Genomic DNA, 22,780 nt, shown 5'->3' with positions numbered 1-22,780 from the left:
TAACCCTCCTCGAATTTGGATTTGGGTTATCTTCCCATGTCCTGAATCCAATTAAAACCTGAATTCCCGATTTATTGTAACGAGGTGGGTGGCGTGACGTCTAATTTCGTGTATAGGTCCATCTGGCGCTTAGTTGTTTCCCCGACCTGTAGTTGCTGACCTGGAACCTCAAAGCATTCAATCATATCGAACTCATCCAAAACGCCCTGTAGTGTATGCTTCTTGAACAGGTTGGTCTCCTGCATTTTCTTTGTGATATAAGATAAAAAGATGAGCGCTATGAACTGCACAAAGATTTTTCCATCCAGGCTTTTTTCTGACGAAACAGCTACTCGGCGCAAGCTGAGTCGCTCTTTAAGGTTATCGAAGGCCTTTTCTACCAAATCCTTATTCCGATAGATCTCCAGAGCCGTGACAGCATCCTTTATCTCATTGCTCAAAAGGGTAAAATAACCGTAATTGTGTTTTGCCTCTGCCATCGCTTCTTCTATTGCAACAACTTTAGTACCTCGGATTGGAGTGATTTTAACCTCAAAATATTTGGCGTACTGTTTTTCATGGTCTGGATGTCGTTGGCCGCTTTCCAATTCTTTCTGTAAATCGGCCATTCGATTGTTGAAGGCTATTTCATCCTCTAAAGCTCTTTCCGGAGAATAGTACAGGTGAAGATACATTCGCCGATTTGCTTTGATTTTATCTCCTTTATACGGACGGTCCTGGACATAGTTCCAGGCAATAGGCAATGAATAGGCATAAAGCTGGTAATCCTGGCTGTAATAGGTCCAATTGCACATCGTATCCCGAACAGTATCAAGGTGTGTTTTCACAACTTTTAACGACAATTTGGCTCCGATCAGGAATTTCATATGGTGTTTGTACAAGTCATTGATGTTAGTAGCGCTGTAGAAACCACGGTCCAGAACTACCTTGAATTTTTTATAGCCAAGCGTGTTCATGTCAGCCAGTAGCTTTTTCAGAGTTTTAACGTCGGAAATGTTGCCAGCCAGCTTTCGATAATAAAAAGGCAGACGGGATTGTTGCCCGAACAGCAGGGCCAAATTGATTTGTGGTAGATGCTCATGGTCTTTGTTTTTACCGTAGCGGACTTGTCGGAGGCATTTTGAATAGCTGGAAACTGACGTGGTGTCATAGGCCATAAACTCCTTCTCAAGCCTGCGTTTTCCTTGAAGCCGAAAAAAACGCTGCTTGGCTTCCTCGGTGATAGATGCGAACAACTCACTGCTTCTCTGGGAAGATATGACATCACCATAGGGATGCCGATGAATGGATGCCCACCGGGGGAAACGGCTCAGGGGACTTTTATCCTCCAGGGTCAGATAATAGGCAATGGATAAAATCTGACGGTAGCTATCAGGAAAGCAAGCCTTAAGATCTTCAATCACTCCTGTGTTCTTTCCGATGCGGTCAAAAAGATAAGTAGCCCCATAAAAACTACGGGCTGACGCTGTGATAGGCGCTGGACCCCGTTTGGCCTTTTCTTCAACTACACGTTGTTTCTTTTTACGGGTGGGAACGACCTTTTTTGTCTCTGGGTCTACCCGGCCAATGCATTTGCGTTTTGCCCGGGACTGTTGCTTTTCTTTATCCCAGTATGAGATCGACTCGTAAGCGTAGGTGACCCCGGTCTTTTTATTGGTTTGATACACGATGGCTGTCATATAATTTCTCCTTCCTCGTTACAACAACATAAAACGTAACGAGTAAAAATGCAAGGAAAATCATATATATTATTTATTTTTAACTACTTATGAGTAATGCTCGTTACAACTTTCCGGGAACTCAGGTTAAAAGATAGGGTTTACTGATCGCTTACACAACAACCGTGATTTACACCCACGTTGGGGTAACGGGCAGCAAGGGTTGTCAAAAAAGCTAATTGAAAGCACATCATTCAAAAGTTTTTTTAACCTTTAAAAGAAGGAGACCCTTGCTGTCCGGTTCACACGCTGGTTGGCAATTTCCATGACTGTATGAGTTTTTTTTATCGAATAACTATAGTGGACCCCAATGTCAAGACAGTTTTTCATTCAATTTAAGCGTCATTTTCCATTTTGAAAATGTTCGTAATTCTGTGTCACGGTTCGGCGTTCAGATTTGCTTCGGCGACTAGCGGAAGTGGAAACCAGGCCCTGAGAATGGGCACCCCAAAATCTGCCCGTCGGAAGGTGTTGGTTTCCGCTGGAGCGGGTTTTTCGGTACATCGTTTTCATCATCCCACCAACCTCAACTGATTTTTACCATAATATATTTCGGCTGGCGTTTGCCCGTTAAAACTCTGGTGAGGTCGTTCATGGTTGTAAAAATTGAAATATTTTTTCAAGGACTTGCGCAGCTGCTCAACGGATTGAAATTCGTTTACATAAATTTCTTCATATTTCACGCTGCGCCATAGCCGTTCTATGAAAATATTGTCCATACACCGGCCTTTCCCATCCATACTGATTTTAATGTCCTTATATTTCAATACTTTTGTAAACTCGTGACTTGTGTATTGAGATCCTTGATCCGTGTTGAATATATAGGGGGTCCCATGACATCGCAGTGCCATTTCCAGAGAGGATATACAAAATTCCTTGTCCATGGTTATAGAAAGTTCCCAAGAGAGGACATAACGACTATGCCAGTCCATGACCGCCGTCAAATAAACGAAACCACCAGAAAGTGGGATATAGGTTATATCCGTAGACCACACCTGATTTGATCTGGTTACATCAAAAGTTCTCAAAAGATATGGATACACTTTATTTTGGGGATGAGCCTTACTGGTATTCGGCTTCGGTGCAATGGATTGAATTCCCATTTTCCGCATCAATCGCTGAACCCGTTTTCGGTTAATCTTATATCCTTTGCGTCTCATAATATTGCGCATTTGGCGGGTACCATAGAACGGATGATCAGTATATTCAATGTCAATGAGTTTCATTAGCTCAAGATTTTCAGGCGTTTCCTGTTCCCCCCGGCTTTCACGGTAATAGCTGGAACGAGGCAGTCCTATCAACTCACATTGCCTTTGAATACTGATTTTAGAGTGCTTGGATTGAATTCGCTGTTTTTTTTCTTCAATACTCATTAAAGGTGTCCGGTGTTTTTTTTTAACCAATCCAGTTCAACCTGGAGTTTACCAACCGTTTGATAAAGACGGTCTCGCTCAATTTCGGCTTCTTTGGTTTGTTTTGCCTTGCTATTGCCAAAAACCAATGGCAGGGCTTCTATGGCTTCCTTTTTCCACCGATTTACAAGACTAGCATGAATGCCGAACTCAGAGGCTATCTCATTGACAGTTTGATTTCCTTTTATGGCTGCCAATGCGACCTTGCTTTTTAATTCTTTACTGTAGTTTTTTCGTTTCAAAATATCCCCTTTCTGGACTGTTATATTTTATCTTAACACATTGTCCAGTTTTCGGGGTCCACTATAAACAGTGACAATGAATATTTCATAACCAGGGATTAAGCAAGTCTACCCCACTGATTTCCATGTCCTTAGTATTCCTTGTTACAACAATAAGGCCATGCGATATTCCTGTAGAAGCAATAAGAGCATCAATAGCGGGTAATGTCTGGCCCAATAATTCTGAATTGGCTTGAATTTTACCCCAAATAGTTGCTGTTTGGAGATCAAAGTCAATAATTTTATTTTCAAACCGTTTTTTTAGGTCATAAGTAACCCATTTGTGAAGTCTATTTTTTTTCTTGCTCTCTGGTAATTTCTCTATTCCTTTATGAAGTTCACCTATTGTGAGTACACTTATGAATAAGCTTGCTTCTTCAATATTTGATATCCATTGAACCACTTTTGGGTTTGGCTGTTTTTTTATTAATTCTGAGATAACACATGTGTCTAATAAGTAGTTCATAAGTCGACATCTCTCGGAATATCTTTGTTTCTCGAAAATTCAATCATTTCTTCTGCAAGAGGAGAATTTTTAAAAAATTGAACCAAATTTATTTTGGGTTTGGTTAACCTTTTATATTCTTTAATTGAAAGAATAACTACAGCCTCTTTACCATGTTTGGTTACAATTTGAGGACCTTTCTGCTGCGCAGTTTCAACAAGATTGCTAAATTTGTTTTTTGCATCTTGAAGTTGCCAATAGTTTTCAATCATGATCACACCTCTATTTGTTATTTTTAGGCTAGACTGTCTAAACAATAACTGACAAACGTTATTGTGTCAACAACATTGTTGAGCTTTGAATAAAAAGACTTGGAATGGCAACAAATCTTATTGTTCAATAGCTTGGACAAGGTGAGATGAAGATTGTCACTTGCCAACGTTGGGGTAACGGGCGCCAAGGGTTGCCAAAAAAGTTAAATAAAAACACATCGCTTCAAAATTTTTTTAACCTTTAAAAAAAGGAGACCCTTGACGTCCGGTTCACCCGCTGGTTGTGTGCCGGGCACGGCACACGTCTTAAGGGTGAGCCTGCATCTTCCTTTATGGAAGTCAAGGCAAGTCCCAAGCCCAGCCAGATGGAGGCGAAGGGCATAGTGTTATCACAACGGGGTCCCGGTGACGGTACTCCGGAAGGCAGTGGCTTCGCCGAGGCGGAGTGGCACAAAAGTACGGGGTGACGTACAGAAATCGAGTTAGGCGTGCATTTGCGGGACGAGCCTGCAACACAAGGTAAAGTCCTCTATCCATTATAGGCAATGTCCGTATACTCGGCACCCACGTATTGAAAGACGTGTGTTTTACCCCGGGAGATCTTCCATGCTGCCCTGGGATGCCGCGTGCGGCAGAAATTGGCTGAGGGCAGGGTAACCTGCTCCGACCGCATGGAAGAAGTCAGCAGAGGGCATAGTAGCCGCAGGAAAACGAGCCGTGAATTCCACGGAGGACTCACCCCGGTGAAGGCCCGAACGGTGCCCGGACCGAATGGTACGGGTAAATGATAGAGACAAATAGGAGGTGTATACTTATGGACATATTGCCACAGCAGATGGAAATGTTCACAGCGTTACAGATCACCGAAAGTCCGACAGAAAGTTCCCGACTCATGGAGTTTATCCTTGAAAGGGGAAACATGTTCAGAGCATTAAAAAGGGTCCGTAGCAACAAAGGGGCACCTGGAATCGACAACATGACCGTTGATCAACTACCGGGTTACCTCAGACGCCACTGGCCCAAAGTTAAGGGAAAGTTGCTGCAGGGAAACTACAAGCCATTACCGGTGAAAAGGAAAGAAATTCCTAAACCCGATGGCGGAGTAAGACTGCTCGGCATTCCAACAGTTTTGGATCGTTTGATCCAGCAAGCCGTCAGCGAGATATTGCAGCAAATATGGGACCCGCATTTTTCTGAGTCCAGTCATGGATTCAGACCTGGAAGATCCCAGCATGATGCCATACTCCAAGGCAAAGTTTATCTGCTCTCAGGATATACACACTCTGTTAATATGGATCTTTCCAAATTTTTCGACAGAGTGAACCATGACCGCCTCATGAGCCGTCTGGCTGAAAGAATAAAGGATAAGCGGGTTCTCAAGCTTATCCGAAGTTACTTAACAGCCGGTGTCATGATCGACGGGGTGGTTGTATCTGCCGCTGAAGGAACTCCTCAAGGCGGCCCTCTTTCACCAGTGATCTCAAATATCGTTTTGGATGAACTGGATAAAGAGTTGGAGAAAAGAGGGCATAAATTTGTCAGATACGCTGATGACTTTGTCATATATCTCAAGAGCAAGAAAGCGGCCGAACGTGTTATGAAAAGTGTTACACGGTTTATAACCGTAAAGCTCAGGCTCAAGGTCAATGAAGAGAAAAGCAAGGTCAGCCGACCATGGCTGGACAAATTTCTCGGCTACACATTTATCAGTATGTGCGGCAAGACCAAGATCCGCATACACCGGAAAACAATCGAGCGCTTCAAAGAAAGGGTTCGAGAATTAACAAACCGGAACTGTGGTCTAAGTCTTCCCCAGATCATTGATAAATTGAATATGTACATCAGGGGATGGTGGAATTATTACTGTCTCACCGAAGCAAGACACATATTCAAGTCCTTGAACGGCTGGATTATCCGCCGCTTGAGATGTGTTGTATGGAAACAGTGGAAAAATCCCGGAACGAAAATCCGGAACCTGCTTAAACGAGGCATACCGTTTCAATATGCCGTCACTTGCGGAAATTCCCGCAAGAAACACTGGCGCATGAGCAGGGTTAAATGGGTTGTCATGGCTCTGCCAAACAAATATTTCCTTTCTCTTGGATTATTTCTGCCCGGGAACTAATCTGCCTGATCAGCCGAACCGCCGGATACGCGATCCGTATGTCCGGTGGTGTGGGAGGGCTCCTCAGTGATGGGGGGTCCTATCCCGATGTGTGCCGGGCACGGCACACGTCTTAAGGGTGAGCCTGCATCTTCCTTTATGGAAGTCAAGGCAAGTCCCAAGCCCAGCCAGATGGAGGCGAAGGGCATAGTGTTATCACAACGGGGTCCCGGTGACGGTACTCCGGAAGGCAGTGGCTTCGCCGAGGCGGAGTGGCACAAAAGTACGGGGTGACGTACAGAAATCGAGTTAGGCGTGCATTTGCGGGACGAGCCTGCAACACAAGGTAAAGTCCTCTATCCATTATAGGCAATGTCCGTATACTCGGCACCCACGTATTGAAAGACGTGTGTTTTACCCCGGGAGATCTTCCATGCTGCCCTGGGATGCCGCGTGCGGCAGAAATTGGCTGAGGGCAGGGTAACCTGCTCCGACCGCATGGAAGAAGTCAGCAGAGGGCATAGTAGCCGCAGGAAAACGAGCCGTGAATTCCACGGAGGACTCACCCCGGTGAAGGCCCGAACGGTGCCCGGACCGAATGGTACGGGTAAATGATAGAGACAAATAGGAGGTGTATACTTATGGACATATTGCCACAGCAGATGGAAATGTTCACAGCGTTACAGATCACCGAAAGTCCGACAGAAAGTTCCCGACTCATGGAATTTATCCTTGAAAGGGGAAACATGTTCAGAGCATTAAAAAGGGTCCGTAGCAACAAAGGGGCACCTGGAATCGACAACATGACCGTTGATCAACTACCGGGTTACCTCAGACGCCACTGGCCCAAAGTTAAGGGAAAGTTGCTGCAGGGAAACTACAAGCCATTACCGGTGAAAAGGAAAGAAATTCCTAAACCCGATGGCGGAGTAAGACTGCTCGGCATTCCAACAGTTTTGGATCGTTTGATCCAGCAAGCCGTCAGCGAGATATTGCAGCAAATATGGGACCCGCATTTTTCTGAGTCCAGTCATGGATTCAGACCTGGAAGATCCCAGCATGATGCCATACTCCAAGGCAAAGTTTATCTGCTCTCAGGATATACACACTCTGTTAATATGGATCTTTCCAAATTTTTCGACAGAGTGAACCATGACCGCCTCATGAGCCGTCTGGCTGAAAGAATAAAGGATAAGCGGGTTCTCAAGCTTATCCGAAGTTACTTAACAGCCGGTGTCATGATCGACGGGGTGGTTGTATCTGCCGCTGAAGGAACTCCTCAAGGCGGCCCTCTTTCACCAGTGATTTCAAATATCGTTTTGGATGAACTGGATAAAGAGTTGGAGAAAAGAGGGCATAAATTTGTCAGATACGCTGATGACTTTGTCATATATCTCAAGAGCAAGAAAGCGGCCGAACGTGTTATGAAAAGTGTTACACGGTTTATAACCGTAAAGCTCAGGCTCAAGGTCAATGAAGAGAAAAGCAAGGTCAGCCGACCATGGCTGGACAAATTTCTCGGCTACACATTTATCAGTATGTGCGGCAAGACCAAGATCCGCATACACCGGAAAACAATCGAGAGCTTCAAAGAAAGGGTTCGAGAATTAACAAACCGGAACTGTGGTCTAAGTCTTCCCCAGATCATTGATAAATTGAATATGTACATCAGGGGATGGTGGAATTATTACTGTCTCACCGAAGCAAGACACATATTCAAGTCCTTGAACGGCTGGATTATCCGCCGCTTGAGATGTGTTGTATGGAAACAGTGGAAAAATCCCGGAACGAAAATCCGGAACCTGCTTAAACGAGGCATACCGTTTCAATATGCCGTCACTTGCGGAAATTCCCGCAAGAAACACTGGCGCATGAGCAGGGTTAAATGGGTTGTCATGGCTCTGCCAAACAAATATTTCCTTTCTCTTGGATTATTTCTGCCCGGGAACTAATCTGCCTGATCAGCCGAACCGCCGGATACGCGATCCGTATGTCCGGTGGTGTGGGAGGGCTCCTCAGTGATGGGGGGTCCTATCCCGATATAATACGGTTTTTACTTTTTCGCCTATGATTGACATTGTGAAGTACCTGTTGTACGCTATATACATAAAGTACACAATTGGAGGTGTAAAATGACCACTAAAGTTTCTACAGCCGATGCAAGAAAAAATTTTGCTGATATTGTTAACAAAGTAGCTTATGGAAATGAACCTATAGTTCTGACACGCAGAGGCCAAGATGTTGCTGCTTTGATTTCTATTGATGAGCTTGAACTGCTTCAACAAATTGAAGACCATATTGATATTGAAGATGCCAAACGGGCTCTTGCAGAACCTGGAAATAATATTCCCGCCGAAGAAGTCTGGAAGCAATTGGGGCTTTGATTTATGACATATTCTATAGAGTTTCGACCTGTGGTATTGAAAAATATGAAGAAATTTCCCAAAAGGGATTTGGTCCGCATAAAAAAAAAGATAGAGGCTCTTGGTCAGAATTTGCCGGAGCCAAATACCACAAAGATGAAAGGGAATAATTCTTTTCATAAGATTCGAAGCGGAGATTATCGTATAATATATGAGATTCATGATGACAAATTAGTCATTCTGATTGTAAAAGTTGGGCACAGAAAAGATATTTACAAAGGTCTTTGATGCATTGAGCTTGGTAGTTTTTTCGTCTACCATTTTAAGCCGGTACACTCCGTAGAATAAGGATTTTCTGGAATCCTTGTTTCTGAGGCTTACTCGCTGGAAGATTCTCATCAATCTGTTCAAACTGTCCCGCTTTATGTCGGTAGCTGTTTTTTCCAAACGTCAAGTATTATAACGCTTGGGTAACGGGCAGCAAGGGTTTCCAAAAAAGTCGATTGAAAGCACATCATTTAAAAGTTTTTTAACCTTTAAAAAGAAGGAGACCCTTGCTGTCCGGTTCACCCGCCTGTTCTCTTGTGTTTGATTATGCCACTTCTAATTTTAGGCTCTTTCCCAAAGCTTGTGCATAGTTTACAAGAGTTGACAGACGAATATCTTCAGCATGATTCTCAATTCTTGAAATTGCAGATTTGCCAGTTTTTAATTTATTTGCTACTTGTGCTTGAGTAAGCCCTGCATCAAGTCGAGCCTGTTTAAGAAGAGCGCCAATTTTGAACTGCTCATAGCCCTTATCATAGTTTTGAGCAAATGCAGGACTCTCTTTTTTTCTTTTCTCAATATATTTATCAAGGTCATCCATAATTACCTCCTGCTCAAATAATCTTTCTTTCTATTTTCTGCCAATTTAATTTCTTTCCTTGGGGTTTTCTGAGTTTTCTTTTGAAAAGAATTTGTCAAAATTATTAATTCTTGATCCTGTATAAAACCAAGAAGGCGGAAAATATTCTTTCCAACACTAACTCTTACTTCCCATATATCATCTGTGTTGACCAGTTTCTTAAAATATTTGGTTGAGATGTTTTGTGTTTCTCGTATTAATTTCAGAACCCAAGTAATTTTGGTGACCTGAGTATCTGAGAGTGATTCCAAGTGATCTTCAACGGGACATTTGCCTGAGGTGGTCTTGTAAAATGATATCAATCTCATAAATATAAAGTATACAAATATGTGAACTTAGTCAAGCATATTAAAATTTGACGATTAAAAGAGAACGCTTGGGTAACGGGCAGCAAGGGTTTCCAAAAAGTTGATTAAAAACACATCATTCAAAAGTTTTTTCAACCTTTAAAAAGAAGGAGACCCTTGCTGTCCGGTTCACCCGCCTGTTGTGTGCCGGGCACGGCACACGTCTTAAGGGTGAGCCTGCATCTTCCTTTATGGAAGTCAAGGCAAGTCCCAAGCCCAGCCAGATGGAGGCGAAGGGCATAGTGTTATCACAACGGGGTCCCGGTGACGGTACTCCGGAAGGCAGTGGCTTCGCCGAGGCGGAGTGGCACAAAAGTACGGGGTGACGTACAGAAATCGAGTTAGGCGTGCATTTGCGGGACGAGCCTGCAACACAAGGTAAAGTCCTCTATCCATTATAGGCAATGTCCGTATACTCGGCACCCACGTATTGAAAGACGTGTGTTTTACCCCGGGAGATCTTCCATGCTGCCCTGGGATGCCGCGTGCGGCAGAAATTGGCTGAGGGCAGGGTAACCTGCTCCGACCGCATGGAAGAAGTCAGCAGAGGGCATAGTAGCCGCAGGAAAACGAGCCGTGAATTCCACGGAGGACTCACCCCGGTGAAGGCCCGAACGGTGCCCGGACCGAATGGTACGGGTAAATGATAGAGACAAATAGGAGGTGTATACTTATGGACATATTGCCACAGCAGATGGAAATGTTCACAGCGTTACAGATCACCGAAAGTCCGACAGAAAGTTCCCGACTCATGGAGTTTATCCTTGAAAGGGGAAACATGTTCAGAGCATTAAAAAGGGTCCGTAGCAACAAAGGGGCACCTGGAATCGACAACATGACCGTTGATCAACTACCGGGTTACCTCAGACGCCACTGGCCCAAAGTTAAGGGAAAGTTGCTGCAGGGAAACTACAAGCCATTACCGGTGAAAAGGAAAGAAATTCCTAAACCCGATGGCGGAGTAAGACTGCTCGGCATTCCAACAGTTTTGGATCGTTTGATCCAGCAAGCCGTCAGCGAGATATTGCAGCAAATATGGGACCCGCATTTTTCTGAGTCCAGTCATGGATTCAGACCTGGAAGATCCCAGCATGATGCCATACTCCAAGGCAAAGTTTATCTGCTCTCAGGATATACACACTCTGTTAATATGGATCTTTCCAAATTTTTCGACAGAGTGAACCATGACCGCCTCATGAGCCGTCTGGCTGAAAGAATAAAGGATAAGCGGGTTCTCAAGCTTATCCGAAGTTACTTAACAGCCGGTGTCATGATCGACGGGGTGGTTGTATCTGCCGCTGAAGGAACTCCTCAAGGCGGCCCTCTTTCACCAGTGATCTCAAATATCGTTTTGGATGAACTGGATAAAGAGTTGGAGAAAAGAGGGCATAAATTTGTCAGATACGCTGATGACTTTGTCATATATCTCAAGAGCAAGAAAGCGGCCGAACGTGTTATGAAAAGTGTTACACGGTTTATAACCGTAAAGCTCAGGCTCAAGGTCAATGAAGAGAAAAGCAAGGTCAGCCGACCATGGCTGGACAAATTTCTCGGCTACACATTTATCAGTATGTGCGGCAAGACCAAGATCCGCATACACCGGAAAACAATCGAGCGCTTCAAAGAAAGGGTTCGAGAATTAACAAACCGGAACTGTGGTCTAAGTCTTCCCCAGATCATTGATAAATTGAATATGTACATCAGGGGATGGTGGAATTATTACTGTCTCACCGAAGCAAGACACATATTCAAGTCCTTGAACGGCTGGATTATCCGCCGCTTGAGATGTGTTGTATGGAAACAGTGGAAAAATCCCGGAACGAAAATCCGGAACCTGCTTAAACGAGGCATACCGTTTCAATATGCCGTCACTTGCGGAAATTCCCGCAAGAAACACTGGCGCATGAGCAGGGTTAAATGGGTTGTCATGGCTCTGCCAAACAAATATTTCCTTTCTCTTGGATTATTTCTGCCCGGGAACTAATCTGCCTGATCAGCCGAACCGCCGGATACGCGATCCGTATGTCCGGTGGTGTGGGAGGGCTCCTCAGTGATGGGGGGTCCTATCCCGATCGCCTTTAATGGTTTGTTTATGCGATTGTTTTCCGCAATATTTTTCCACAAAAACTGTTTAAGCTTTCATTCGCTTGCATTGCTTTGATGGTTAGAGCTTTATGCAAATCGCTGTCAACTCTCAATTGAAATTTCCCTGAAAACTTTTTACCGGAAATGCTTGCAGGCAAAGGAATATTGTCCTTTTCATAAATTTCAATCCATTCATCCAATATTTGGCACAATTGCTGATAAACATCCTCTTCATTGTCACCATGACAGCATTTGCCAATCCAACCGGGAATGGAACCGATATAGCATTGATCTTCTTCTGACCACTCAACAATTTTTAAATAATGGTCTTTTTTCTTCATTTTTTAGACCTTTTTATTTTAAGTTGAACTTCTTTTTCCTGATAATGCTTAGCATCATCACCAAGGTTTCCGGAAATTGTTATGGCTACTCCTTTGGGATGAATTAAATTCCGATGGCTGCCTTTCCCTCCTCGGTTGATAAAACCAGCTTTTTCAAGATCTTTTATAAGTTGTCTGATTTTTTTTGGCATAATTAAAATGGTATCAATATGATACTAAAATGTCAATATGTGCTTTGGGAGGCGAACGTTAAGTTCACCGGCGAGCCTCAGCGAGTCCGGTGGAACGACTGGTTCAAGTAAGCCGCTACGCGGCAGATTAAGCCGTATCATCATTGTTCAATTCCATTGCTCATGGTATCTTGTTACCGGCTTGCAGGTCGGTATCTTCACCCGACAAGGTTAAAGAAAAAAGGAAGATACCATGAGCAATTTAATCAAACGTTTTAAAGAAGATCTCCAACTTGCCGGTTATGCAAAAAGGAGCATTCAATCCTATACCAGTTCGGTTTTAAGACTACATCGCTTTTACAATAAACCATTAGAAGATATCACTGAAGAACAGCTCCGTCAATACTGGCTTTGCTGCCAGAATGAATTCGGCTGGAGCGCTGCTACTCTGCGGATCAGTTACTCTGGTATTCAGCATTTTTTTACCAAAACGCTGGTCCGGTCCTGGAACATTTTCAACGACATCAAATGGAAGCGTGAGCAGACCTTACCGACTATTCTGAGTCTGGAGGAAGTCAGAAAGATTATTTATGCCCTTCCCACTGTGCAAAGTCATGCATTTTATTTGACATTATATTCCATGGGACTGCGTTTAAGGGAGGCAACAACACTTCAGGTCAAAGATATTCTTTCCGACAGGGGACTTGTGCATATTCACGGTGGAAAGGGTGCCATGGACAGGACGGTGCCTTTACCCAAAATAACCCTGTTGACGTTGCGCAAATACTATAAAACCCATCGTAATTCAAAATGGATATTCCCTGCTTTGGGCCGCAATGGCGGTAAGGACGCTCAATATGCCAAAAATCATGTCAGTGACAGTGGGGTTCAAGGCGTTTTGCGATCTACTTTGAAACGCCTGAAGTTTAAAAAACATGTTCACCCTCATGTCTTCCGCCATGCCTATGCGACGCATTTGCTGGAAGCTAATATCCCCATACGCCATGTGCAAAAAATATTAGGCCATAAAACCCTTAAAAGCACCATGATTTATCTGCATGTGACCACACAGGCCCAAGTTGATTCCAATGACAAAGTTTCCAAAGTCATGCAGGGGGTGTTGTCATGAGTGCTGTTCAAAAAATCTTCCAAATGTATGGGCCGAAATATCTGACACTTTATGGAGATCGAATGCCGAAGTCTCATAAAAAAACCATACGGGATATCAGTGCCTGCAGAAAGGGTTCCTTTGGAACAATGGTGTATGAATGTGATGACTGCCGTAATCTGCATTTTATTCACTGCTGCTGCGGCAATCGTCATTGTCCCAACTGTCAGCAGAGTAAAGCGGACCAGTGGCTGGATCAGCAGATGAAAAAGCTGCTGCCGACCTATTATTTCCTGTTAACCATTACACTTCCCCAGGGCCTGCGGGATGTTGTAAGGTCTCATCAAAAATTATCTTATGGTGCCCTGTTTTCATGCACCAATGAAGCCCTGAAAAAACTGGCACAAGATACACGGTTTATCGGATCTGATCGAATCGGATATCTGGCAGCCCTCCACACATGGGGCGGCATGCTTCAGTATCATCCACATTTGCATATAATAATTCCCGGAGGTGCTTTATCTGATAATGACCAATGGCTTTCTTCCAGACAGGATCTGTTTGTTCACACAAAACCTCTGGCGGTCATTTTTAAAGCCAAATTCAAAGATGCCATAAAAAAAGCCGGGCTGCTCGATAAAATTGATTCCGCAGTATGGAAACAGCAATGGGTGATTGACAGCCAGGCCGTGGCGCAGGGACAAAATTCCCTGCGCTATCTTTCAAGATATGTGTTCCGGGTTGCCATCTCCAATAATCGTATTAAAAGCATTGAAAATGGCGTCATCAAATTTTTGTATAAAGACCGTGAAAAAAAGAAATGGAAAACTATGGCATTGGATGCCATGGAGTTTATCCGACGGTTCTTGCAGCATGTTCTTCCCAAAGGGTTTATGAAAATTAGACATTATGGATTTCTCAATCCCAACAGCGCATTGTCCATAGAAAAAATCCGTGAACTCATCTCATTCATCCATGACATTATTGCTCTTTTTATTAAAATCCCGGAACTTGAAATACCGGGTATTAAATGCAGCCATTGCGGGCATGATTTGAAATTTATTTTCTTTGCAAAGCCGGAACCAAGAGGCAGGCCCGGATAACTTCACAAAACTGACTACCCGGTGTTGCTCGACTTTAAAAACAGCCTGATAAATGACTATCGACATGCTTCAGTATCCGTACGCCAAATTGACGGTATTTTAATTTTTGACCTGGGTTTTAAGGGCTGAAAACGACCTGAATTTTGATTTTTACATCAGGATAAAGGCCATCTTTTGATATTTTAATCACATCTTGTCATAAACACATCCAGCAAATCGTTAACCTTTCCCCCTATTGATCCGCAGCTTCTTGAACCATAGGATTAGTACCGAGCCTCGTGCCTCGGCACGGTTACTAATCCTTTATTTGTTGTACCCTCGCATAAGGAGAAATTAAATAATTCAACAACTCATTGATTTAAGTTCAATTTTTCATTAATCGACCAAGACTTGCAGAGGAATACCAAAAAGTTGAAGCAGAACGGTATCAAGCAAATAGACCACTATTTGCTCACATCTGTAGAAATCTGAGTGCTTTGGTGAAAGCTGCCAACCCCCTGAATGCACAAATACAGATCTGTTCCGGCAATAATTGCCAATGCCAGTGTCGCAATAGCCAAAATGACATTCAGCCAAATAAGGATCCTGCTTAGCAGACTACTTTTTTCGGAATTTTTGTCAATAGAGTTTATAAGATCTTCAACGCAACTTGCAAAAATTTCGGCTTTTGCAGCTTAAGAGGGTCCGGTGCTACCATCGTATCCACCAAGGTTTTTTATTAGCTTCTCTCGGGAGGCTTTATTTGAGTTCATGATCTGTCTCGTGCTTTTTCATACACAGCACCTTTTTCTCTTTTTCCAACAGCAACAACAAGGACGAACAATTCTTGATCGATCACTTCATACACAAGTCGATACCCACTGGCCCTAAGTTTGATTTTGTAATGATTCTCAAAGCCGGAAAGCTTACCGGAGGGTACATGAGGTACCTCCAAACACTCTTTCAGTTTCTTCCTGAATTGCGCCAAAATAGAATTATCCAGCTTCTTCCATTCCTTCAGAGCCGTTGGGAGAAACTTTAGTTTATAGCTCATTGATATCTACCTCAATGGCCTGGGCTTTCTCATGTTCACGCTCTTTAACGATCAGTCCGAGTTCATAATCCTCCAACCTATCAAGGATTTGCTGATAGGTGTCGGCTGGGATCAAGTAAGCGGTTGGTTTGTTGTGGTTTAAGATAGCAATGGGTTCTCCGCCTGATGCGTCAATCAATGCTGAGGGGTTTTTCTTTAACTCAGAAATACTTGCTGAACAGTTAGCTAATACGGCCTCCATAAAGACCTCCATTAATAATGGTTGATATTTAGGTCTTATTATAGGTCTTTTTTGTAACCGTTTCAAGCAAAAAATCTTGACATATCTCCACACTGGCTGCCATGTGTAATTGGGGTACAACGCTTGGGTAACGGGCAGCAAGGGTTTCCAAAAAAATTGATTGAAAGCACATCATTCAAAAGTTTTTTCAACCTTTAAAAAGAAGGAGACCCTTGCTGTCCGGTTCACCCGCCTGTTGTGTGCCGGGCACGGCACACGTCTTAAGGGTGAGCCTGCATCTTCCTTTATGGAAGTCAAGGCAAGTCCCAAGCCCAGCCAGATGGAGGCGAAGGGCATAGTGTTATCACAACGGGGTCCCGGTGACGGTACTCCGGAAGGCAGTGGCTTCGCCGAGGCGGAGTGGCACAAAAGTACGGGGTGACGTACAGAAATCGAGTTAGGCGTGCATTTGCGGGACGAGCCTGCAACACAAGGTAAAGTCCTCTATCCATTATAGGCAATGTCCGTATACTCGGCACCCACGTATTGAAAGACGTGTGTTTTACCCCGGGAGATCTTCCATGCTGCCCTGGGATGCCGCGTGCGGCAGAAATTGGCTGAGGGCAGGGTAACCTGCTCCGACCGCATGGAAGAAGTCAGCAGAGGGCATAGTAGCCGCAGGAAAACGAGCCGTGAATTCCACGGAGGACTCACCCCGGTGAAGGCCCGAACGGTGCCCGGACCGAATGGTACGGGTAAATGATAGAGACAAATAGGAGGTGTATACTTATGGACATATTGCCACAGCAGATGGAAATGTTCACAGCGTTACAGATCACCGAAAGTCCGACAGAAAGTTCCCGACTCATGGAGTTTATCCTTGAAAGGGGAAACATGTTCAGAGCATTAAAAAGGGTCCGTAGCAACAAAGGGGCACCTGGAATCGACAACATGACCGTTGATCAACTACCGGGTTACCTCAGACGCCACTGGCCCAAAGTTAAGGGAAAGTTGCTGCAGGGAAACTACAAGCCATTACCGGTGAAAAGGAAAGAAATTCCTAAACCCGATGGCGGAGTAAGACTGCTCGGCATTCCAACAGTTTTGGATCGTTTGATCCAGCAAGCCGTCAGCGAGATATTGCAGCAAATATGGGACCCGCATTTTTCTGAGTCCAGTCATGGATTCAGACCTGGAAGATCCCAGCATGATGCCATACTCCAAGGCAAAGTTTATCTGCTCTCAGGATATACACACTCTGTTAATATGGATCTTTCCAAATTTTTCGACAGAGTGAACCATGACCGCCTCATGAGCCGTCTGGCTGAAAGAATAAAGGATAAGCGGGTTCTCAAGCTTATCCGAAGTTACTTAACAGCCGGTGTCATGATCGACGGGGTGGTTGTATCTGCCGCTGAAGGAACTCCTCAAGGCGGCCCTCTTTCACCAGTGATCTCAAATATCGTTTTGGATGAACTGGATAAAGAGTTGGAGAAAAGAGGGCATAAATTTGTCAGATACGCTGATGACTTTGTCATATATCTCAAGAGCAAGAAAGCGGCCGAACGTGTTATGAAAAGTGTTACACGGTTTATAACCGTAAAGCTCAGGCTCAAGGTCAATGAAGAGAAAAGCAAGGTCAGCCGACCATGGCTGGACAAATTTCTCGGCTACACATTTATCAGTATGTGCGGCAAGACCAAGATCCGCATACACCGGAAAACAATCGAGCGCTTCAAAGAAAGGGTTCGAGAATTAACAAACCGGAACTGTGGTCTAAGTCTTCCCCAGATCATTGATAAATTGAATATGTACATCAGGGGATGGTGGAATTATTACTGTCTCACCGAAGCAAGACACATATTCAAGTCCTTGAACGGCTGGATTATCCGCCGCTTGAGATGTGTTGTATGGAAACAGTGGAAAAATCCCGGAACGAAAATCCGGAACCTGCTTAAACGAGGCATACCGTTTCAATATGCCATCACTTGCGGAAATTCCCGCAAGAAACACTGGCGCATGAGCAGGGTTAAATGGGTTGTCATGGCTCTGCCAAACAAATATTTCCTTTCTCTTGGATTATTTCTGCCCGGGAACTAATCTGCCTGATCAGCCGAACCGCCGGATACGCGATCCGTATGTCCGGTGGTGTGGGAGGGCTCCTCAGTGATGGGGGGTCCTATCCCGATGTGTGCCGGGCACGGCACACGTCTTAAGGGTGAGCCTGCATCTTCCTTTATGGAAGTCAAGGCAAGTCCCAAGCCCAGCCAGATGGAGGCGAAGGGCATAGTGTTATCACAACGGGGTCCCGGTGACGGTACTCCGGAAGGCAGTGGCTTCGCCGAGGCGGAGTGGCACAAAAGTACGGGGTGACGTACAGAAATCGAGTTAGGCGTGCATTTGCGGGACGAGCCTGCAACACAAGGTAAAGTCCTCTATCCATTATAGGCAATGTCCGTATACTCGGCACCCACGTATTGAAAGACGTGTGTTTTACCCCGGGAGATCTTCCATGCTGCCCTGGGATGCCGCGTGCGGCAGAAATTGGCTGAGGGCAGGGTAACCTGCTCCGACCGCATGGAAGAAGTCAGCAGAGGGCATAGTAGCCGCAGGAAAACGAGCCGTGAATTCCACGGAGGACTCACCCCGGTGAAGGCCCGAACGGTGCCCGGACCGAATGGTACGGGTAAATGATAGAGACAAATAGGAGGTGTATACTTATGGACATATTGCCACAGCAGATGGAAATGTTCACAGCGTTACAGATCACCGAAAGTCCGACAGAAAGTTCCCGACTCATGGAGTTTATCCTTGAAAGGGGAAACATGTTCAGAGCATTAAAAAGGGTCCGTAGCAACAAAGGGGCACCTGGAATCGACAACATGACCGTTGATCAACTACCGGGTTACCTCAGACGCCACTGGCCCAAAGTTAAGGGAAAGTTGCTGCAGGGAAACTACAAGCCATTACCGGCGAAAAGGAAAGAAATTCCTAAACCCGATGGCGGAGTAAGACTGCTTGGCATTCCAACAGTTTTGGATCGTTTGATCCAGCAAGCCGTCAGCGAGATATTGCAGCAAATATGGGACCCGCATTTTTCTGAGTCCAGTCATGGATTCAGACCTGGAAGATCCCAGCATGATGCCATACTCCAAGGCAAAGTTTATCTGCTCTCAGGATATACACACTCTGTTAATATGGATCTTTCCAAATTTTTCGACAGAGTGAACCATGACCGCCTCATGAGCCGTCTGGCTGAAAGAATAAAGGATAAGCGGGTTCTCAAGCTTATCCGAAGTTACTTAACAGCCGGTGTCATGATCGACGGGGTGGTTGTATCTGCCGCTGAAGGAACTCCTCAAGGCGGCCCTCTTTCACCAGTGATTTCAAATATCGTTTTGGATGAACTGGATAAAGAGTTGGAGAAAAGAGGGCATAAATTTGTCAGATACGCTGATGACTTTGTCATATATCTCAAGAGCAAGAAAGCGGCCGAACGTGTTATGAAAAGTGTTACACGGTTTATAACCGTAAAGCTCAGGCTCAAGGTCAATGAAGAGAAAAGCAAGGTCAGCCGACCATGGCTGGACAAATTTCTCGGCTACACATTTATCAGTATGTGCGGCAAGACCAAGATCCGCATACACCGGAAAACAATCGAGCGCTTCAAAGAAAGGGTTCGAGAATTAACAAACCGGAACTGTGGTCTAAGTCTTCCCCAGATCATTGATAAATTGAATATGTACATCAGGGGATGGTGGAATTATTACTGTCTCACCGAAGCAAGACACATATTCAAGTCCTTGAACGGCTGGATTATCCGCCGCTTGAGATGTGTTGTATGGAAACAGTGGAAAAATCCCGGAACGAAAATCCGGAACCTGCTTAAACGAGGCATACCGTTTCAATATGCCATCACTTGCGGAAATTCCCGCAAGAAACACTGGCGCATGAGCAGGGTTAAATGGGTTGTCATGGCTCTGCCAAACAAATATTTCCTTTCTCTTGGATTATTTCTGCCCGGGAACTAATCTGCCTGATCAGCCGAACCGCCGGATACGCGATCCGTATGTCCGGTGGTGTGGGAGGGCTCCTCAGTGATGGGGGGTCCTATCCCGATGTGTGCCGGGCACGGCACACGTCTTAAGGGTGAGCCTGCATCTTCCTTTATGGAAGTCAAGGCAAGTCCCAAGCCCAGCCAGATGGAGGCGAAGGGCATAGTGTTATCACAACGGGGTCCCGGTGACGGTACTCCGGAAGGCAGTGGCTTCGCCGAGGCGGAGTGGCACAAAAGTACGGGGTGACGTACAGAAATCGAGTTAGGCGTGCATTTGCGGGACGAGCCTGCAACACAAGGTAAAGTCCTCTATCCATTATAGGCAATGTCCGTATACTCGGCACCCACGTATTGAAAGACGTGTGTTTTACCCCGGGAGATCTTCCATGCTGCCCTGGGATGCCGCGTGCGGCAGAAATTGGCTGAGGGCAGGGTAACCTGCTCCGACCGCATGGAAGAAGTCAGCAGAGGGCATAGTAGCCGCAGGAAAACGAGCCGTGAATTCCACGGAGGACTCACCCCGGTGAAGGCCCGAACGGTGCCCGGACCGAATGGTACGGGTAAATGATAGAGACAAATAGGAGGTGTATACTTATGGACATATTGCCACAGCAGATGGAAATGTTCACAGCGTTACAGATCACCGAAAGTCCGACAGAAAGTTCCCGACTCATGGAGTTTATCCTTGAAAGGGGAAACATGTTCAGAGCATTAAAAAGGGTCCGTAGCAACAAAGGGGCACCTGGAATCGACAACATGACCGTTGATCAACTACCGGGTTACCTCAGACGCCACTGGCCCAAAGTTAAGGGAAAGTTGCTGCAGGGAAACTACAAGCCATTACCGGTGAAAAGGAAAGAAATTCCTAAACCCGATGGCGGAGTAAGACTGCTCGGCATTCCAACAGTTTTGGATCGTTTGATCCAGCAAGCCGTCAGCGAGATATTGCAGCAAATATGGGACCCGCATTTTTCTGAGTCCAGTCATGGATTCAGACCTGGAAGATCCCAGCATGATGCCATACTCCAAGGCAAAGTTTATCTGCTCTCAGGATATACACACTCTGTTAATATGGATCTTTCCAAATTTTTCGACAGAGTGAACCATGACCGCCTCATGAGCCGTCTGGCTGAAAGAATAAAGGATAAGCGGGTTCTCAAGCTTATCCGAAGTTACTTAACAGCCGGTGTCATGATCGACGGGGTGGTTGTATCTGCCGCTGAAGGAACTCCTCAAGGCGGCCCTCTTTCACCAGTGATCTCAAATATCGTTTTGGATGAACTGGATAAAGAGTTGGAGAAAAGAGGGCATAAATTTGTCAGATACGCTGATGACTTTGTCATATATCTCAAGAGCAAGAAAGCGGCCGAACGTGTTATGAAAAGTGTTACACGGTTTATAACCGTAAAGCTCAGGCTCAAGGTCAATGAAGAGAAAAGCAAGGTCAGCCGACCATGGCTGGACAAATTTCTCGGCTACACATTTATCAGTATGTGCGGCAAGACCAAGATCCGCATACACCGGAAAACAATCGAGCGCTTCAAAGAAAGGGTTCGAGAATTAACAAACCGGAACTGTGGTCTAAGTCTTCCCCAGATCATTGATAAATTGAATATGTACATCAGGGGATGGTGGAATTATTACTGTCTCACCGAAGCAAGACACATATTCAAGTCCTTGAACGGCTGGATTATCCGCCGCTTGAGATGTGTTGTATGGAAACAGTGGAAAAATCCCGGAACGAAAATCCGGAACCTGCTTAAACGAGGCATACCGTTTCAATATGCCGTCACTTGCGGAAATTCCCGCAAGAAACACTGGCGCATGAGCAGGGTTAAATGGGTTGTCATGGCTCTGCCAAACAAATATTTCCTTTCTCTTGGATTATTTCTGCCCGGGAACTAATCTGCCTGATCAGCCGAACCGCCGGATACGCGATCCGTATGTCCGGTGGTGTGGGAGGGCTCCTCAGTGATGGGGGGTCCTATCCCGATGGGGCACCGATGTTTCTATTTTTTTTAAAAAGGTCAATGGGCATATATTCATCGGATGGTTGCTGATTGAAGCTGTGATATTCTGTAAAATATGACTCTTTTGGAAGATTCTATTTTTGAGGCTTGCGTTCGGAAGAACTCTCCCTCGCAAATTTATTTGGAATTGTTGAAGAAAAGATAGGCAAAGCAGGGTAGGGTGCTATCGGTAAATTCCTTGAACTGAATAACCTCGTTAAATTCAAAACAAAATCAATGATCCTTTTTAAACTGAAACACCCGGTAGGATAAGGATTTTCTATGAAATTGCATTTTGAATCCTACATGCTGAAAAATCTTCAAACGGTTCAATCTGTCTGTTTTTACGTCGGTCGCTTTAAAATTGATAGTAGGTTGCCCCCAACGTTTGGGTAACGGGCAGCAAGGGTTTCCAAAAAAGTCGATTGAAAGCACACCATTGAAAAGTTTTTCAACCTTTAAAAAGAATGAGACCCTTGCTGTCCGGTTCACCCGCCTGTTGTGTGCCGGGCACGGCACACGTCTTAAGGGTGAGCCTGCATCTTCCTTTATGGAAGTCAAGGCAAGTCCCAAGCCCAGCCAGATGGAGGCGAAGGGCATAGTGTTATCACAACGGGGTCCCGGTGACGGTACTCCGGAAGGCAGTGGCTTCGCCGAGGCGGAGTGGCACAAAAGTACGGGGTGACGTACAGAAATCGAGTTAGGCGTGCATTTGCGGGACGAGCCTGCAACACAAGGTAAAGTCCTCTATCCATTATAGGCAATGTCCGTATACTCGGCACCCACGTATTGAAAGACGTGTGTT

General features: G+C 45.1%; 26 protein-coding genes and 1 pseudogene. 10 read left to right on the top strand and 17 right to left on the bottom strand.

The window, feature by feature from the left end:
* Window positions 1-71 precede the first annotated feature (71 nt).
* The 5 genes and pseudogenes from TOL2_RS11115 to TOL2_RS25160 all read right to left on the bottom strand — a co-directional run bounded on the left by TOL2_RS11115 (window position 72) and on the right by TOL2_RS25160 (window position 4,510).
* Window positions 72-1,679, bottom strand: coding sequence for an IS1634 family transposase (locus TOL2_RS11115; protein ID WP_014957546.1), 1,608 nt, complete (start codon window positions 1,677-1,679; stop codon window positions 72-74).
* A 551-nt stretch (window positions 1,680-2,230) separates the two neighbouring features.
* Window positions 2,231-3,396: pseudogene (locus tag TOL2_RS11110) on the bottom strand (IS3 family transposase).
* Between the two features lie 61 nt (window positions 3,397-3,457).
* Window positions 3,458-3,877: a type II toxin-antitoxin system VapC family toxin gene (locus TOL2_RS11100; protein ID WP_014957543.1), complete on the bottom strand. Its 420-nt coding sequence runs from the start codon at window positions 3,875-3,877 to the stop codon at window positions 3,458-3,460.
* The gene (locus TOL2_RS11095) at window positions 3,874-4,128 is read right to left on the bottom strand and encodes a type II toxin-antitoxin system Phd/YefM family antitoxin (RefSeq protein ID WP_014957542.1); all 255 of its coding nucleotides are present in this window, start codon (window positions 4,126-4,128) and stop codon (window positions 3,874-3,876) included. The genes TOL2_RS11100 and TOL2_RS11095 overlap by 4 nt, the downstream gene beginning before the upstream one ends.
* 241 nt (window positions 4,129-4,369) lie before the next feature.
* On the bottom strand, window positions 4,370-4,510 hold the full coding sequence (locus tag TOL2_RS25160) for a hypothetical protein (RefSeq protein ID WP_173391125.1): 141 nt from the start codon (window positions 4,508-4,510) through the stop codon (window positions 4,370-4,372).
* A 402-nt stretch (window positions 4,511-4,912) separates the two neighbouring features.
* Here TOL2_RS25160 and ltrA (TOL2_RS11085) point away from each other — a divergent pair, with 402 nt between their 5' ends.
* Window positions 4,913-6,253: a group II intron reverse transcriptase/maturase gene (gene ltrA, locus TOL2_RS11085; RefSeq protein WP_014957509.1), complete on the top strand. Its 1,341-nt coding sequence runs from the start codon at window positions 4,913-4,915 to the stop codon at window positions 6,251-6,253.
* Here ltrA (TOL2_RS11085) and TOL2_RS11080 read toward each other — a convergent pair.
* A complete protein-coding gene (locus tag TOL2_RS11080; RefSeq protein ID WP_014957532.1) occupies window positions 6,250-6,441 on the bottom strand; it encodes a hypothetical protein in 192 nt (63 codons plus the stop codon). The genes ltrA (TOL2_RS11085) and TOL2_RS11080 overlap by 4 nt on opposite strands.
* Window positions 6,442-6,843: 402 nt before the next feature.
* Between TOL2_RS11080 and ltrA (TOL2_RS11075) the strand changes: the two genes are divergently transcribed.
* From ltrA (TOL2_RS11075) to TOL2_RS25980, 3 genes are all read left to right on the top strand, one after another.
* Entirely contained in the window at window positions 6,844-8,184 is a 1,341-nt protein-coding gene (gene ltrA / locus TOL2_RS11075) for a group II intron reverse transcriptase/maturase (RefSeq protein ID WP_014957541.1), read from the top strand.
* 180 nt (window positions 8,185-8,364) lie between these two features.
* Entirely contained in the window at window positions 8,365-8,616 is a 252-nt protein-coding gene (locus TOL2_RS11070; RefSeq protein ID WP_014957540.1) for a type II toxin-antitoxin system Phd/YefM family antitoxin, read from the top strand.
* Window positions 8,617-8,619: 3 nt separating this feature from the next.
* Window positions 8,620-8,883: a type II toxin-antitoxin system RelE family toxin gene (locus TOL2_RS25980; RefSeq protein WP_014957539.1), complete on the top strand. Its 264-nt coding sequence runs from the start codon at window positions 8,620-8,622 to the stop codon at window positions 8,881-8,883.
* 304 nt (window positions 8,884-9,187) lie between these two features.
* Here TOL2_RS25980 and TOL2_RS11060 read toward each other — a convergent pair whose 3' ends face one another.
* The 3 genes from TOL2_RS11060 to TOL2_RS24885 form a co-directional block, all read right to left on the bottom strand.
* Window positions 9,188-9,463, bottom strand: a complete 276-nt coding sequence (locus TOL2_RS11060) for a helix-turn-helix domain-containing protein (RefSeq protein ID WP_014957538.1) — start codon at window positions 9,461-9,463, stop codon at window positions 9,188-9,190.
* 2 nt (window positions 9,464-9,465) lie between these two features.
* On the bottom strand, window positions 9,466-9,810 hold the full coding sequence (locus tag TOL2_RS11055) for a type II toxin-antitoxin system RelE/ParE family toxin (RefSeq protein ID WP_041279438.1): 345 nt from the start codon (window positions 9,808-9,810) through the stop codon (window positions 9,466-9,468).
* A 115-nt stretch (window positions 9,811-9,925) separates the two neighbouring features.
* The gene (locus TOL2_RS24885; RefSeq protein WP_158406100.1) at window positions 9,926-10,090 is read right to left on the bottom strand and encodes a hypothetical protein; all 165 of its coding nucleotides are present in this window, start codon (window positions 10,088-10,090) and stop codon (window positions 9,926-9,928) included.
* Between the two features lie 402 nt (window positions 10,091-10,492).
* Between TOL2_RS24885 and ltrA (TOL2_RS11045) the strand changes: the two genes are divergently transcribed.
* Complete coding sequence (ltrA, locus tag TOL2_RS11045) at window positions 10,493-11,833, top strand: group II intron reverse transcriptase/maturase (RefSeq protein WP_014957509.1); 1,341 nt, start codon at window positions 10,493-10,495, stop codon at window positions 11,831-11,833.
* A 106-nt stretch (window positions 11,834-11,939) separates the two neighbouring features.
* Here the strand turns inward: ltrA (TOL2_RS11045) and TOL2_RS11040 are convergent, their stop codons facing one another.
* Together TOL2_RS11040 and TOL2_RS11035 are read right to left on the bottom strand one after the other, a co-directional pair.
* Window positions 11,940-12,275 carry a type II toxin-antitoxin system HicB family antitoxin gene (locus tag TOL2_RS11040; RefSeq protein ID WP_014957537.1) on the bottom strand — a complete coding sequence of 112 codons (336 nt, stop codon included), beginning with the start codon at window positions 12,273-12,275 and terminating at the stop codon, window positions 11,940-11,942.
* Window positions 12,272-12,466 carry a type II toxin-antitoxin system HicA family toxin gene (locus TOL2_RS11035; RefSeq protein WP_014957536.1) on the bottom strand — a complete coding sequence of 65 codons (195 nt, stop codon included), beginning with the start codon at window positions 12,464-12,466 and terminating at the stop codon, window positions 12,272-12,274. The genes TOL2_RS11040 and TOL2_RS11035 overlap by 4 nt, the downstream gene beginning before the upstream one ends.
* Window positions 12,467-12,698: 232 nt before the next feature.
* Here TOL2_RS11035 and TOL2_RS11030 point away from each other — a divergent pair, with 232 nt between their 5' ends.
* Together TOL2_RS11030 and TOL2_RS11025 are read left to right on the top strand one after the other, a co-directional pair.
* Window positions 12,699-13,574 (top strand): tyrosine-type recombinase/integrase, encoded by an 876-nt coding sequence (locus TOL2_RS11030; RefSeq protein WP_014957527.1) that lies wholly within the window; start codon window positions 12,699-12,701, stop codon window positions 13,572-13,574.
* Window positions 13,571-14,656 carry an IS91 family transposase gene (locus TOL2_RS11025; RefSeq protein ID WP_014957526.1) on the top strand — a complete coding sequence of 362 codons (1,086 nt, stop codon included), beginning with the start codon at window positions 13,571-13,573 and terminating at the stop codon, window positions 14,654-14,656. Before TOL2_RS11030 ends, TOL2_RS11025 begins: the two co-directional genes overlap by 4 nt.
* A gap of 748 nt (window positions 14,657-15,404) precedes the next feature.
* Here the strand turns inward: TOL2_RS11025 and TOL2_RS11020 are convergent.
* The 3 genes from TOL2_RS11020 to TOL2_RS24880 all read right to left on the bottom strand — a co-directional run bounded on the left by TOL2_RS11020 (window position 15,405) and on the right by TOL2_RS24880 (window position 16,266).
* Window positions 15,405-15,689: a type II toxin-antitoxin system RelE family toxin gene (locus TOL2_RS11020; protein WP_041279436.1), complete on the bottom strand. Its 285-nt coding sequence runs from the start codon at window positions 15,687-15,689 to the stop codon at window positions 15,405-15,407.
* Complete coding sequence (locus tag TOL2_RS11015; protein ID WP_014957534.1) at window positions 15,679-15,930, bottom strand: type II toxin-antitoxin system Phd/YefM family antitoxin; 252 nt, start codon at window positions 15,928-15,930, stop codon at window positions 15,679-15,681. The genes TOL2_RS11020 and TOL2_RS11015 overlap by 11 nt, the downstream gene beginning before the upstream one ends.
* Window positions 15,931-16,101: 171 nt before the next feature.
* Window positions 16,102-16,266, bottom strand: coding sequence for a hypothetical protein (locus TOL2_RS24880; protein WP_158406100.1), 165 nt, complete (start codon window positions 16,264-16,266; stop codon window positions 16,102-16,104).
* 402 nt (window positions 16,267-16,668) lie between these two features.
* Here TOL2_RS24880 and ltrA (TOL2_RS11010) point away from each other — a divergent pair, with 402 nt between their 5' ends.
* On the top strand, window positions 16,669-18,009 hold the full coding sequence (gene ltrA, locus TOL2_RS11010; protein WP_014957533.1) for a group II intron reverse transcriptase/maturase: 1,341 nt from the start codon (window positions 16,669-16,671) through the stop codon (window positions 18,007-18,009).
* On the opposite strand, the gene TOL2_RS11005 is transcribed toward ltrA (TOL2_RS11010), so the two are convergent.
* Complete coding sequence (locus tag TOL2_RS11005; protein WP_014957532.1) at window positions 18,006-18,197, bottom strand: hypothetical protein; 192 nt, start codon at window positions 18,195-18,197, stop codon at window positions 18,006-18,008. The genes ltrA (TOL2_RS11010) and TOL2_RS11005 overlap by 4 nt on opposite strands.
* Window positions 18,198-18,599: 402 nt before the next feature.
* Between TOL2_RS11005 and ltrA (TOL2_RS11000) the strand changes: the two genes are divergently transcribed.
* Window positions 18,600-19,940 carry a group II intron reverse transcriptase/maturase gene (ltrA, locus tag TOL2_RS11000; RefSeq protein WP_014957531.1) on the top strand — a complete coding sequence of 447 codons (1,341 nt, stop codon included), beginning with the start codon at window positions 18,600-18,602 and terminating at the stop codon, window positions 19,938-19,940.
* On the opposite strand, the gene TOL2_RS10995 is transcribed toward ltrA (TOL2_RS11000), so the two are convergent.
* Window positions 19,937-20,128 carry a hypothetical protein gene (locus TOL2_RS10995; RefSeq protein WP_014957532.1) on the bottom strand — a complete coding sequence of 64 codons (192 nt, stop codon included), beginning with the start codon at window positions 20,126-20,128 and terminating at the stop codon, window positions 19,937-19,939. The genes ltrA (TOL2_RS11000) and TOL2_RS10995 overlap by 4 nt on opposite strands.
* A 402-nt stretch (window positions 20,129-20,530) precedes the next feature.
* Here TOL2_RS10995 and ltrA (TOL2_RS10990) point away from each other — a divergent pair, with 402 nt between their 5' ends.
* Entirely contained in the window at window positions 20,531-21,871 is a 1,341-nt protein-coding gene (ltrA, locus tag TOL2_RS10990; RefSeq protein WP_014957509.1) for a group II intron reverse transcriptase/maturase, read from the top strand.
* A 338-nt stretch (window positions 21,872-22,209) separates the two neighbouring features.
* Here the strand turns inward: ltrA (TOL2_RS10990) and TOL2_RS24125 are convergent, their stop codons facing one another.
* Window positions 22,210-22,575, bottom strand: coding sequence for a hypothetical protein (locus TOL2_RS24125; RefSeq protein ID WP_014957530.1), 366 nt, complete (start codon window positions 22,573-22,575; stop codon window positions 22,210-22,212).
* Window positions 22,576-22,780 lie beyond the last annotated feature (205 nt).

The sequence above is a fragment of the Desulfobacula toluolica Tol2 genome (genome assembly GCF_000307105.1).
Lineage (GTDB): Bacteria > Desulfobacterota > Desulfobacteria > Desulfobacterales > Desulfobacteraceae > Desulfobacula > Desulfobacula toluolica.
Note: the sequence above shows the minus strand (reverse complement) of the source record. Positions and strands in the feature narration are given on the sequence as shown.

Coding starts and splice junctions, on each gene's coding strand:
- TOL2_RS11005 (WP_014957532.1), bottom strand. CDS start 18,197: ATGCCCTTCGCCTCCATCTGGCTGGGCTTGGGACTTGCCTTGACTTCC.
- ltrA (WP_014957541.1), top strand. CDS start 6,844: ATGATAGAGACAAATAGGAGGTGTATACTTATGGACATATTGCCACAG.
- TOL2_RS25160 (WP_173391125.1), bottom strand. CDS start 4,510: ATGCCCTTCGCCTCCATCTGGCTGGGCTTGGGACTTGCCTTGACTTCC.
- TOL2_RS11030 (WP_014957527.1), top strand. CDS start 12,699: ATGAGCAATTTAATCAAACGTTTTAAAGAAGATCTCCAACTTGCCGGT.
- ltrA (WP_014957509.1), top strand. CDS start 20,531: ATGATAGAGACAAATAGGAGGTGTATACTTATGGACATATTGCCACAG.
- TOL2_RS11025 (WP_014957526.1), top strand. CDS start 13,571: ATGAGTGCTGTTCAAAAAATCTTCCAAATGTATGGGCCGAAATATCTG.
- TOL2_RS11115 (WP_014957546.1), bottom strand. CDS start 1,679: ATGACAGCCATCGTGTATCAAACCAATAAAAAGACCGGGGTCACCTAC.
- TOL2_RS10995 (WP_014957532.1), bottom strand. CDS start 20,128: ATGCCCTTCGCCTCCATCTGGCTGGGCTTGGGACTTGCCTTGACTTCC.
- TOL2_RS11100 (WP_014957543.1), bottom strand. CDS start 3,877: ATGAACTACTTATTAGACACATGTGTTATCTCAGAATTAATAAAAAAA.
- TOL2_RS24885 (WP_158406100.1), bottom strand. CDS start 10,090: ATGCCCTTCGCCTCCATCTGGCTGGGCTTGGGACTTGCCTTGACTTCC.
- TOL2_RS24125 (WP_014957530.1), bottom strand. CDS start 22,575: ATGCCCTTCGCCTCCATCTGGCTGGGCTTGGGACTTGCCTTGACTTCC.
- TOL2_RS11015 (WP_014957534.1), bottom strand. CDS start 15,930: ATGGAGGCCGTATTAGCTAACTGTTCAGCAAGTATTTCTGAGTTAAAG.
- TOL2_RS11070 (WP_014957540.1), top strand. CDS start 8,365: ATGACCACTAAAGTTTCTACAGCCGATGCAAGAAAAAATTTTGCTGAT.
- TOL2_RS11040 (WP_014957537.1), bottom strand. CDS start 12,275: ATGAAGAAAAAAGACCATTATTTAAAAATTGTTGAGTGGTCAGAAGAA.
- TOL2_RS11060 (WP_014957538.1), bottom strand. CDS start 9,463: ATGGATGACCTTGATAAATATATTGAGAAAAGAAAAAAAGAGAGTCCT.
- ltrA (WP_014957509.1), top strand. CDS start 10,493: ATGATAGAGACAAATAGGAGGTGTATACTTATGGACATATTGCCACAG.
- ltrA (WP_014957509.1), top strand. CDS start 4,913: ATGATAGAGACAAATAGGAGGTGTATACTTATGGACATATTGCCACAG.
- TOL2_RS11020 (WP_041279436.1), bottom strand. CDS start 15,689: ATGAGCTATAAACTAAAGTTTCTCCCAACGGCTCTGAAGGAATGGAAG.
- ltrA (WP_014957531.1), top strand. CDS start 18,600: ATGATAGAGACAAATAGGAGGTGTATACTTATGGACATATTGCCACAG.
- TOL2_RS11035 (WP_014957536.1), bottom strand. CDS start 12,466: ATGCCAAAAAAAATCAGACAACTTATAAAAGATCTTGAAAAAGCTGGT.
- TOL2_RS24880 (WP_158406100.1), bottom strand. CDS start 16,266: ATGCCCTTCGCCTCCATCTGGCTGGGCTTGGGACTTGCCTTGACTTCC.
- ltrA (WP_014957533.1), top strand. CDS start 16,669: ATGATAGAGACAAATAGGAGGTGTATACTTATGGACATATTGCCACAG.
- TOL2_RS25980 (WP_014957539.1), top strand. CDS start 8,620: ATGACATATTCTATAGAGTTTCGACCTGTGGTATTGAAAAATATGAAG.
- TOL2_RS11080 (WP_014957532.1), bottom strand. CDS start 6,441: ATGCCCTTCGCCTCCATCTGGCTGGGCTTGGGACTTGCCTTGACTTCC.
- TOL2_RS11055 (WP_041279438.1), bottom strand. CDS start 9,810: ATGAGATTGATATCATTTTACAAGACCACCTCAGGCAAATGTCCCGTT.
- TOL2_RS11095 (WP_014957542.1), bottom strand. CDS start 4,128: ATGATTGAAAACTATTGGCAACTTCAAGATGCAAAAAACAAATTTAGC.